This window comes from Mesorhizobium sp. M0701 (assembly GCF_040320365.1).
GTDB lineage: Bacteria > Pseudomonadota > Alphaproteobacteria > Rhizobiales > Rhizobiaceae > Mesorhizobium.
Map to the genome: position 1 here is coordinate 93438 of NZ_JAMYPO010000022.1, position 10356 is coordinate 103793.

At 61.0% G+C, this 10356-nt stretch carries 13 protein-coding genes; 9 read left to right on the forward strand and 4 right to left on the reverse strand.

Translation table 11 applies throughout. From position 1 onward, the window contains the following. Window positions 1-28: 28 nt before the first annotated feature. Window positions 29-604, reverse strand: coding sequence for a DUF4893 domain-containing protein (locus tag NKI24_RS20765; RefSeq protein ID WP_352470292.1), 576 nt, complete (start codon window positions 602-604; stop codon window positions 29-31). Window positions 605-682: 78 nt separating this feature from the next. Next, window positions 683-877: a hypothetical protein gene (locus NKI24_RS20770; protein WP_352747926.1), complete on the reverse strand. Its 195-nt coding sequence runs from the start codon at window positions 875-877 to the stop codon at window positions 683-685. Here NKI24_RS20770 and NKI24_RS20775 point away from each other — a divergent pair. The 3 genes from NKI24_RS20775 to NKI24_RS20785 are packed head-to-tail and all read left to right on the forward strand — an operon-like array spanning window position 783 to window position 2196. Beyond that, a complete protein-coding gene (locus NKI24_RS20775; RefSeq protein WP_352747922.1) occupies window positions 783-1061 on the forward strand; it encodes a hypothetical protein in 279 nt (92 codons plus the stop codon). The two genes, NKI24_RS20770 and NKI24_RS20775, sit on opposite strands and share 95 nt — an antisense overlap. Beyond that, window positions 980-1636: an NAD-dependent epimerase/dehydratase family protein gene (locus tag NKI24_RS20780; protein WP_352747904.1), complete on the forward strand. Its 657-nt coding sequence runs from the start codon at window positions 980-982 to the stop codon at window positions 1634-1636. Before NKI24_RS20775 ends, NKI24_RS20780 begins: the two co-directional genes overlap by 82 nt. 44 nt (window positions 1637-1680) lie before the next feature. Then, complete coding sequence (locus NKI24_RS20785) at window positions 1681-2196, forward strand: hypothetical protein (RefSeq protein ID WP_352679966.1); 516 nt, start codon at window positions 1681-1683, stop codon at window positions 2194-2196. 58 nt (window positions 2197-2254) lie between these two features. On the opposite strand, the gene NKI24_RS20790 is transcribed toward NKI24_RS20785, so the two are convergent. Next, entirely contained in the window at window positions 2255-2884 is a 630-nt protein-coding gene (locus tag NKI24_RS20790; RefSeq protein ID WP_352747907.1) for a DUF1638 domain-containing protein, read from the reverse strand. A 64-nt stretch (window positions 2885-2948) separates the two neighbouring features. On the opposite strand from NKI24_RS20790, the gene NKI24_RS20795 reads away from it, so the two are divergent. Beyond that, window positions 2949-3089: an entericidin A/B family lipoprotein gene (locus NKI24_RS20795; protein ID WP_023676507.1), complete on the forward strand. Its 141-nt coding sequence runs from the start codon at window positions 2949-2951 to the stop codon at window positions 3087-3089. An 81-nt stretch (window positions 3090-3170) separates the two neighbouring features. Here NKI24_RS20795 and NKI24_RS20800 read toward each other — a convergent pair whose 3' ends face one another. Further along, window positions 3171-3869: a cobalamin B12-binding domain-containing protein gene (locus tag NKI24_RS20800; RefSeq protein WP_023676506.1), complete on the reverse strand. Its 699-nt coding sequence runs from the start codon at window positions 3867-3869 to the stop codon at window positions 3171-3173. A gap of 308 nt (window positions 3870-4177) precedes the next feature. Between NKI24_RS20800 and NKI24_RS20805 the strand changes: the two genes are divergently transcribed. The 5 genes from NKI24_RS20805 to NKI24_RS20825 all read left to right on the forward strand — a co-directional run bounded on the left by NKI24_RS20805 (window position 4178) and on the right by NKI24_RS20825 (window position 10139). Further along, window positions 4178-5752: a trimethylamine methyltransferase family protein gene (locus NKI24_RS20805; protein WP_352452099.1), complete on the forward strand. Its 1575-nt coding sequence runs from the start codon at window positions 4178-4180 to the stop codon at window positions 5750-5752. Between the two features lie 106 nt (window positions 5753-5858). Continuing rightward, a complete protein-coding gene (locus NKI24_RS20810; protein WP_352747910.1) occupies window positions 5859-6530 on the forward strand; it encodes a hypothetical protein in 672 nt (223 codons plus the stop codon). A 104-nt stretch (window positions 6531-6634) separates the two neighbouring features. After that, a complete protein-coding gene (locus NKI24_RS20815; RefSeq protein WP_352452096.1) occupies window positions 6635-7390 on the forward strand; it encodes a dienelactone hydrolase family protein in 756 nt (251 codons plus the stop codon). 68 nt (window positions 7391-7458) lie between these two features. Continuing rightward, window positions 7459-8019: an RNA polymerase sigma factor gene (locus NKI24_RS20820; RefSeq protein ID WP_352452095.1), complete on the forward strand. Its 561-nt coding sequence runs from the start codon at window positions 7459-7461 to the stop codon at window positions 8017-8019. Window positions 8020-8021: 2 nt separating this feature from the next. After that, window positions 8022-10139 (forward strand): vWA domain-containing protein, encoded by a 2118-nt coding sequence (locus NKI24_RS20825; protein WP_352568942.1) that lies wholly within the window; start codon window positions 8022-8024, stop codon window positions 10137-10139. The last annotated feature ends 217 nt before the right edge of the window (window positions 10140-10356 follow it).

Genomic DNA, 10356 nt, shown 5'->3' on the forward strand with positions numbered 1-10356 from the left:
GACCGGGTTAACCCCTGGTGATCGGGGCTCAGCGCTTGAATTCGAGGATATCGAGCTTCGATTCGTAATAGGGCGCCGGGAACTCGATGCGCCATTCACTGGCGCTGTTGCGGAAGGCATAGCCGACCTGATCGCTTTCCGGCCCGCTGCCGTAGGGCTTTGCCGGATCGTCGTTGACGTGGAAGGAACCGAGATAGATCGCGCGTTTCTCGCCATCGTCGAAGAAGCGGCCCTTGGTGCGTTGCGAGCCGGTGATCTTTTCCAGTCTCCAGCCAGAACCGTCGTCGCTCACCTCGCATTTGAACCAGCCATAGATGACGAGCGGGCTCAATCCGCCGGCCTTGATGGTGCGGCATTGCCATTTGCCGGTCAGGTCCCTGTCAGAGAAGGGAACCAGCGGCTTTGCCAGCAAAGCGTCGAGCTGCTTGACCTCGGCGGGATCGCCGGCCTTCGCCTCGTCAAGCGCTGCCTTGCGCGTCTCGCCATATTTGTTGAGCCGCGCCTTGTCGGCAGCCGTTATCAGCGTCTGCACCTCGCCATCGGCGAACGCGGGCATGGTCAAGCAGAGGACAGTTGCTGCGGCAAACATGAGGCGAGCGATCATCGGTGGCGTTTCCTTTTTGATGGCTGGAGCAGGCTGTTTTCTTGTCTGGCGCATACCTTAATGTTTCGCCGCGTTCTGTCATCCGTGCCTGAGCATCGACAGCAGAAACGAGGTGGAAAGAATGCGGATCTTGCTGACGGGATCGTCCGGTTGGCTGGGCAGCGCCTTGGCGCCGCGCCTGCGGGCTCTTGGCCATGACGTCACCGGCCTCGATCCCGTTCCGTCTTCGGAAACGCCAATCGTCGGCTCAGTGGCCGATCGCGACCTGGTCATGAGGGCGGTCGAGGGGAACCGCGTCGAGGCCATCATCCAAGCGGCGCGCTGCACAAGCCTGACATCGAACGTTATCGCAACGAGGATTTCGTCGAGACGAATGTGCGCGGCACGCTCAACCTGCTCGACGCGGCGGCAGCATTCGGCGTTCAGCGTTTCGTGTTCACGTCGACGACGTCGCTGATGATTTCCCAAACCATTCGCGCCGGCTTCACCGGCGGGACGCGCAAGGCGGCATGGCTGACGGAAGACATGTCGCCTGAACCGCGCAACATCTACGGCGTCACCAAGCTTTCAGCCGAACAGCTCTGCCGGCTCTATCATTTGCAGTTCGGCCTGCCGGTGATCGTGTTGCGCACCGCCCGGTTTTTTCCCGAGGCGGACGACATGGCGCACGTGATCGAACAGTCGGATGCCAACACCAAGGCCAATGAGCTGTTGTTCCACCGGCTGACGGTGGAGGACGCAGCCGACGCCCACATCGCTGCCCTGGAGAAAGCGCCGCAATTGGGCTTCGACACTTTCATCATCTCGGCACCGACGCCTTTCCAGCCCGAAGATTGCGCGGCCTTGATCGCCGACGCGCCGTCGGTCGTGGCGCGCTATTTTCCGGATTATCCGGCGCTCTACGCGAAGAAAGGCTGGACGATGTTTTCGTCGATCGACCGGGTCTATGATGCGTCGCGGGCGAGGAAGCGGCTGGGTTTCATCTGCAAGACGAGCTTTGCCGATGTGCTCGCCCGGCTTGTGGCGGAATAAGAGCGCGGGTATTCGTCAGGAATGCGCGTCACTGGGAGAGGTAGTTGGGAGTAACAATCTACTTTGAAGGACAGTTACGGGGTCACGAGCAATATGCTGCTTTGCTGCACGAAGCCAAGGCGTTCGCCATTGCGCGAGACTGGCCGGTGCGCGAGATCGATGAGCGCGAGAAGACGCTCAATCGAGTCATTGATGAACGAAACGTGGACTATATTGGCCCTGTGTTTGGAATAGAGCTTCAACCGCATCCCAATTCGGAACCGCTGCGGCTTGAGTTCGACAAGCACCTCTTCGTTCAACAACACTGTAAAACTCAGTTTTCAGGTGCAGGCGCTCATATCGAGATCATCAGCTTTCTTCGCGAAATTACTCGCTTGTTCTCCAGTCTCAATGTCGTCGATGAAGGGGAGTATTGGGAGCTAAGTGATCCGTCAATTCTGCAAAGTAATTTTGACAATGTCGATGCAATGCTTGCCGAAATATTGCTTAAAGATCCAACCGCGCGGGGACCGATCCGCCTTGAAACCGGACGCATTATCGATGTCATATCGGATCGGTGAATCGGTGGGCGAAAATGAACGGCAGCCTCCGGCAAACGCTTAGAGGACGCTATTTCTTTTACGAATGTGCTGAGGCGCTGGCCAGTTCCTTCGTCAGGTCACCATAGCCGGTCGAGCGGCGCTCATAGGCGAGGCCGAGCATTTTCGCCGCCTTTTCGGCGACCTTGTCGAGTTCCGGGTCGTTGGTCTGAGCGATATAGATCAGCTTCTCGTAGTTGCCGAAATAGTCCTTGATCAGCTCCGGGTGCTTGTCGAGGCCGAGCGGCTTCATGAAGAAGGCATCGAATTGCCGGCAGAGGAAGTCGGTCATGTAGAACGACATCATGTCGTCATCGGCGACCTTCGCATAGGCATCCATGCCCTGGTAGAAAGCAAAGCAATGCGGCCCGGCCATGCGCTCGACGCCATGCTTCTCGCAGATCCGATCGAGCAGGCCACCCGTGCCGCAATCGGCATAGCCGACGAAGATGTGTCTGTAGCCGTCGGTCTTGGCCTTCTCGATAGCCCTGTCCATGGCCGGCGCGATGCGGTCCGGACAGAAATGGAACTCCGCCGGCAGGCAGGTCAGGTCGAGATGGTCGAGCCCGAGCTGCTCCTTGACCGCCAAAACTTCGCGCGCGATCATCCCGCAGGCGATGACGAGCAGCCTGTCGCCTTGATCGGATTGTTGTTTTCGCGCGGTAGTCATGGAACCAGTCTAATCGATCTTCGTTGCTGTCCAGCGAATTTATATGCTGAGGGAGACACCAATCATGAAATTGTTCCGCGTCGCGCCAATCGCTATTCTCGCCTGCGCCTTGGCTGTTTCGGCCTGCGCCAACACGGTGCGCGGCGTCGGTAAGGATATCAAATCCACTGCGAAGGCAGTTGACGATACCGTCAAGAAACCCTGATCCGCACGGCTCTCAACATCTGGGAATAAAAAAGCCGCACTGCAAGGCGCGGCTTTTCTCGTTCGTGCCGGACTTATTGGCTCAGGCGGAAGCGCGGACGTTGTGCTTGCGCTTCATGAAGTCCTTGGCGGTCTCGACCGCCACCGCGGCGTCGCGGCAATAGGCGTCGGCGCCGACGGCTTTGCCGAATTCCTCGTTGAGCGGTGCGCCGCCGACCAATACGACATAGTCGTCGCGAATGCCTTTTTCCTTCATCGTATCGATGACGACCTTCATGTAAGGCATGGTCGTCGTCAGCAGGGCCGACATGCCGATGATGTCGGGCTGGTGCTTTTCGATGGCATCGAGATATTTTTCGACCGCATTGTTGATGCCGAGGTCGATGACATCGAAGCCGGCGCCTTCCATCATCATGCCGACCAGGTTCTTGCCGATGTCGTGGATGTCGCCCTTGACGGTGCCGATCACCATCTTGCCCTGCTTCGGCGCGCCGGTGGCGACAAGCAGCGGACGCAGGATGAACATGCCGGCCTTCATCGCGTTGGCCGACAGCAGCACTTCGGGAACGAACAGGATGCCGTCGCGGAAATCCTCGCCGACGATACGCATGCCCTCGACCAGAGCCTCGGTCAACACCTTGTAAGGCGCCCAGCCGCGCTCGAGAAGGATATTGGTGCCTTCCTCGATTTCTTCCTTCAACCCGTCATAAAGATCGTCGTGCATCTGCTGCACCAACTCGTCGTCGGAGAGTTCCGAAAGGATGATCTCGTCGTCGGCCATTTTTTCTCAGGCTCCTTGCCGGCTACAACTATCGCGGCAGCTTAAAAATATCGCGTCAATACCTAACCCGCACGGGCCGGTTGTCCATAGCTGATTTGCGACTTCCCGCAAAACGAAAGCGACCGTAAATCTCTTGGAATTCTTGTCGATTTTGCGACAGGCGTTGGCGCTGGCGGGCCGTTTCGAATAGGGTGCATGGCTACGATCCGGCCAGAGACCGCAATATGCGACCGCAAACGGATTTCAGGCCGGTACAACAGCCCGGCCGGAGTAAATCAGGCCAGAACGAAAGCCAGGGAAGAACGATTATGAGTGAGAACGCGCCGGTCGATCAGGAAGCGTCAAACGCACGGCGCGGGCGCGCTGCCAGCGGTGGCGCCGCAGCCCGACGGGCCGCGCGTTCGGGCGGCGGCCCCGGCACACAGCTCACCTATATCAAGCGCAAGATCAACGTCTATGAAGTGCTGGACGAGGAAGGGCTGGCGCTGATCGAAAAGAACACCGACACGGTGCTGGAGGAGATCGGCATCATCTTCCGCGACGACGCCGAGGCGCTGCAGCTTTGGAAAGAGGCGGGCGCCGATGTCAAGGGCGAGCGGGTGCATTTCCCCAAGGGCCTCTGCCGCTCGCTGTTGAAGACCGCTCCGTCCGTCTACACCCAGCACGCCCGCAACGGCGAGCGCTCGGTGCAGATCGGCGGCAACGCGACAGTGTTCGCGCCGGTCTATGGTCCGCCCTTCGTGCGCGATCTCGACGGCGTCAGGCGCTATGCGACGATCGAGGATTTCCGGAATTTCGTGAAACTCGCCTATATGGCGCCGTCGATCCACCATTCGGGCGGCACGGTTTGCGAGCCGGTCGACGTGCCGGTCAACAAACGGCATCTCGACATGGTCTACAGCCATATCAAATATTCGGACAAGCCGTTCATGGGCTCGGTGACCGCGCCCGAGCGCGCGGAAGATACGGTGGCGATGGCCAAGATCGTGTTCGGTGACGATTTCGTCGAGAACAACACGGTGCTGACCAGCCTGATCAACGCCAACTCGCCGATGGTCTTCGACGAGACCATGCTGGGAGCGCTGAAGGTCTATTCGCGCCACAATCAGGCCTGTATCGTCACGCCGTTCATCCTTGCCGGTGCGATGAGCCCGGTGACGGTCGCCGGCACGCTGACCCAGGTTTTAGCCGAGGTTCTGGCGGGAGCGTCGTTCACCCAGCTGATCCGGCCGGGTGCGCCGGTGCTGTTCGGCACCTTCGCCTCGTCGATCTCGATGCAGTCGGGCGCGCCGACCTTCGGCACGCCGGAGCCGTCGCTGGTCTCGTATGGCGCCGCACAGCTTGCCCGTCGGCTCGGCCTGCCGTTTCGCACCGGCGGTTCGCTCTGTGCTTCAAAAATCCCCGATGCGCAGGCCGCCTACGAGAGCGCCAACACGCTGAACTCGACGATCCTCGCCGGCACCAACTTCGTGCTGCATTCGGCCGGCTGGCTCGAGGGCGGTCTCGCCTCCTGCTACGAAAAGTTCATGATGGATATCGACCAGCTCGGCATGACGCAGAAGTTCTCTGAGGGTGTCGACCTGTCGGAAAACGGCCAGGCGATGGACGCCATCCGCCAGGTCGGCCCGGGCAGCCACTATCTCGGCTGCGACCACACCCAGGCCAATTTCCAGACCGCGTTCTACCGTTCCAACATTGCCGACAACAATTCTTACGAGCAATGGCTGGCGGAAGGCGAAAAAACCGCGCCGCAGCGCGCCAACGAGCTCGCCCGCCGCTGGCTGGAAAGCTACGAGGCGCCGCATCTCGATCAGGGTATCGACGACGGGCTGAAGGACTTCATTGCCAGGAAGAAGGCGTCGATGGCCGACGCCTTCACCTGAAAGGAGCCCGAATCAGGCGGGGCTAAAGTCGCCAACATCATCCACAAGGAAGTCTGGCGGAGTGCCTTCTCCGACCCGGACAAGAAGGGATGATCCCGAGCGCGGCATGACTGAAACAATCGCGGCAGCGCTTTCCGCCTCCGGCCTCATGCTTCGCGGCGGCTTCGATTTTGCGGGCGGTGAGGAAACACCTTTCGGTCTCTCCGGCGCTGCCGCCAGATCCGTTCTGCTGGTGGGGCAGGCGGGCGCCGCACCTTGGCCGCACTTCCTGCGCTGGCTGGAGAGACAGTCACAGCCGATCGACGATCCGCTCGACAGATGGTCTCGCGAAGTGATCGGCGCGGTGGCCGAAAGATTCGGGGCACGCGCGGTGTCGCCGTCCGACAGGCCTTATCTGCCATTCCAGCAATGGGCGATGCGTGCGGAGGGGCTGAAGCCGTCGCCGCTCGGCATTCTCATGCATCCGCAATATGGGCTCTGGCATGCCTATCGCGGCGCGCTGCTGTTCGAAGACGAAATTGCGCTCCAAGAACCCCGCGACGTGATTCACCTTTGCGATACATGTCTGGAAAAACCTTGCCTGAAATCCTGTCCGGTAGAGGCTTATTCTGCGGACGGTTTTGCACATGAAACCTGTCTGGCGCATGTGCGCGGGCAAAACGGCGCGCCCTGCCGGACCGGCGGCTGCCTCGAACGCGACGCCTGTCCTTACGGTACCGATTATCGCTATCCGGCCGAGGTTCAGGCCTTTCACATGGCAGCATTCGCGCGTCTGTAGCGTCGCCGAATGCCGCACGAAATCTTGAAGCAGATCGCCTCATTACAGCTTGCCGCGACGGCCACCGCGGGTATCTATCGCACGTCAGATCAACGGAGCGGATGATGGCCACGCAAGCGATGCAGATCAAGACAAGCGACGGCATTGCCAAGGCCCGGCTGTTCCGTTCGGCGGCCCCAGCCAAGGCAGCGATCATCCTCTACATGGACGTTTTCGGTCCGCGACCGGCGCTTGATCAGATGGCGGAGCGGCTTACGAGCGAGGGCTATGCGGTGCTTGTGCCGGACCTTTTTTACCGCAATGCGCCCTACGGTCCGTTCGATCCCAAGACTGCGTTCGGCGACGAGAGGAGCAAGGCCGCCATCACAGATCTCCTGGACGGCACGACCCAGGAGATGACGATCCGCGACAGCGGCGCTTTCCTCGATGCACTTGTTGCGCAAGGCCTGGCCGGGCCGGTTGGCATTGTCGGCTACTGCATGGGCGGAGCGCGGGCGCTGAACGCGGCGGCCAGCTATCCCGACCGCATCGCCGCCGCGTTCAGTTTTCACGGCGGCAATCTGGCTGGTGACGCAGCCGACAGTCCGCACCGGAAGGCAGCGTCAATCAAGGCAAGGGTCTATATCGGCACTGCCGGTGTCGACCGCAGCTTTCCGCCGGAGCAATCGGCGCGGCTGGCCGAAACACTGCGCGCCGCCGAGGTCGATCATGTCATAGAGAACTATGCCGGCATGGCGCATGGCTGGTGCATGCCGGACCATAGTGCCTTCGATGCAGCCGGCGCCGAACGCCACTGGAAGCGGCTGACGATGCTGTTTGCGGAGACGCTCGGCCAAGGCACGCCAACCATTACGACGTGACCGCCCGCCAAAAAATTCTTTCCATCGCCCCAAGGAACCGCCATTAGCCTTCGTCCAACAGGCAAATGATGGCGATGATGCTGGACGAAAGCGAAGCCTCCGACGCCGAACTGATCGGACGGGCGAAGGGCGGAGACCGGGGTGCTTTCGGCAAGTTGCTCGAAAGGCACTATGGTTTCGTCTATCGCGCCGCCTATCGTTGGTGCGGCAAAAAGGCCGACGCCGAGGACATCGCCCAGGAAGTCTGCGTCCGGCTCGGGCGGGCGATCCGCGACTATCACGGCAGCGGTGCCTTCACGACGTGGCTCTACACCATGACGCTGAATGCGGCGCGCGACATGATGCGCAAGACCGCCCGCGAGACGGTCAAGACCGAGGCCTATGGCGCCTATGCGCTGATTTCGGGGGAAATCTCGGCCGAGCCGGAAGACCCGGCCGAGGCGCTCTGGGCAGCGGTGCGCAAGCTGCCGGACAAGCAGCGCGATGCGGTGCTGCTGGTTTATGGCGAAGGGCTGAGCCACGCCGCCGCCGCCGAGGCGATGGCGATCTCGGAGACAACGGTTTCCTGGCACATCCATGAGGCGAAGAAACGGCTGAAGACGCTGATGCGTTCAGCCGGGGAAGTGTGACCATGGTCGACGACAACGAACTGAACAGACTGCGCGACATCGCAGCACCGGCGCCCGACGCGGACGCAAAGGCGCGTGCCCTCCAGGCCGCGCTGCGCGCCTATGACATGGAAGAAAAAACTTTGCCGGGCGCCCAAGGATCGGTGAGCGGGCTTCGTCTCACAGAGCGAGCACAAAGGCTCTGGAGCGAAATCATGCAAAAGAAACTCTTCGCCACGCCGGCCATTGCCGGGCTCGTTGCCCTGCCGATCGCCGGATACGCTACCATTTATATGCTGGGGGAATCCAAATTCGGCGGGCCCGAATTCGGCGGGGATAAGATCACCGAAACGCTGGCTGACAAACCGGCGACCGTCAAACCGCCGGTCGTTGCCGAAGCGGACAAGCAGAAGAAGGCGGACGCCGACAGTGAAAGCCGCGACACCGGCGAGGCGCTTGTGGCGCCGACATCGCCGCCGAAGGCGGAATCGACCGCAGTCGGCGGGCTGACGCAGCAGGATGTGCTCAGCCGCAATGCACCTGAACCGGCGCAGAGCGGCGAGTTCGCGCTGGATGGGGGTGCAAGCTCCGCGGCTCCGGCAGTCGATGGCGGCGCGCGGGTCGGACGCATGCCTGGCACGGTTGCCGAGCCCAAGCTGATGGCACAGCAGCCCGCCGCTGCGCCGGCCGACCAGATGCTGCCGCAAGAGGAAAACCGCGACCGCGTGGAGAATTTCAAGACCAACCCGGTGCATGCCGCACTTGAAGACCCGGTCTCGACCTTCTCGATCGATGTCGACACCGCTTCCTATTCCTTCGTCCGGCGCTCGCTGAAGGAAGGCTTTATCCCGCAGGCCGACACGGTTCGCGTCGAGGAGATGGTCAACTACTTCCCCTATGACTGGAAAGGCCCGGACTCCGCCTCGACGCCGTTCAACTCGACCGTCAGCGTCATGCCGACGCCGTGGAACGAGCACACCAGGCTGATGCATGTCGCCATCAAGGGTTTCGACGTGAAGCCGGCCGAGCAGCCCAGGGCCAATCTGGTCTTCCTGATCGATGTGTCGGGCTCGATGAACGAGCAGGACAAGCTGCCGCTCCTGCAGTCGGCCTTCCGGCTGCTGGTCAACAAGCTGAGACCTGACGACACCGTCTCGATCGTCACCTATGCGGGCGATGCCGGTACGGTGCTGGAGCCCACCAAGGCTTCGGAAAAGGACAAGATCCTCGCTGCCATCGACAATCTGACATCCGGCGGCTCGACGGCAGGCGAGGCCGGCATCAAGGAAGCCTACAGGCTGGCGCAGAAATCCTTCGTCAAGGACGGCATCAATCGGGTGATGCTCGCCACCGATGGCGACTTCAATGTCGGCCAGACCGACGACGACGACCTGAAGCGGCTGATCGAAAAGGAGCGCAAGACAGGCGTATTCCTGTCGGTGTTCGGCTTCGGCCGCGACAATCTGAACGACCAGATGATGCAGACCATCGCCCAGAACGGCAATGGCACTGCTGCCTACATCGATACGTTGGCGGAGGCCGAGAAGGTGCTGGTCGAGGATGCCTCCTCGACACTGTTCACCATCGCCAAGGACGTGAAGATCCAGGTCGAGTTCAACCCGAACAAGGTCTCGGAGTACCGGCTGATTGGCTACGAAACCCGCGCCTTGAACCGAGAGGATTTCAACAATGACCGGGTCGATGCCGGCGAGATCGGCTCAGGTCATTCAGTCACCGCGATCTACGAGATCACGCCTAAGGGCAGCGGCGGCGAACAGATCGACCAGTTGCGCTACGGCCAGGCCTCGGTGAACAATGGCGGCGTTGCCAATGCCGACGAATATGCTTTCGTCAAGATCCGCTACAAGCTGCCGAACGAGGACACCTCGAAGCTGATCACCACGCCGGTAACGTCAGCCAACGAGGTGGCGTCGTTCGACCAGGCCAGCACCGACCAGCGTTTCTCCGTTGCCGTTGCTGCCTTCGGCCAGAAGCTGCGCGACGAGGATGCGACCGCGAAGTTCGGCTACGACAAGATCATGGAGATTGCCACCGCCGCCAGAGGAGCCGACCCGTTTGGATACCGGTCCGAGTTCCTCTCGCTTGTGCGCCTTGCCTCGGCGCTCGGCGGTAACCGGTAGTGGCAATGACGGCCGGTTTCTTTCAGATGGGATCGTTCTGATAGGGGGAGCCGGCCTACGGGCGGGTGAGGCAGGCGGCAAGGGAAACCTTGCCGGCCTTTTTTTGTTGCAGCGCGCGTCCATTTTGGAGATGTGACCTGCCACTGAATTTTCATCCGGCTGCAGTTAGAGCCTCGGCGGGTTTTACGCCGTATGGCGCGGGTTGAGCAACGGGTGA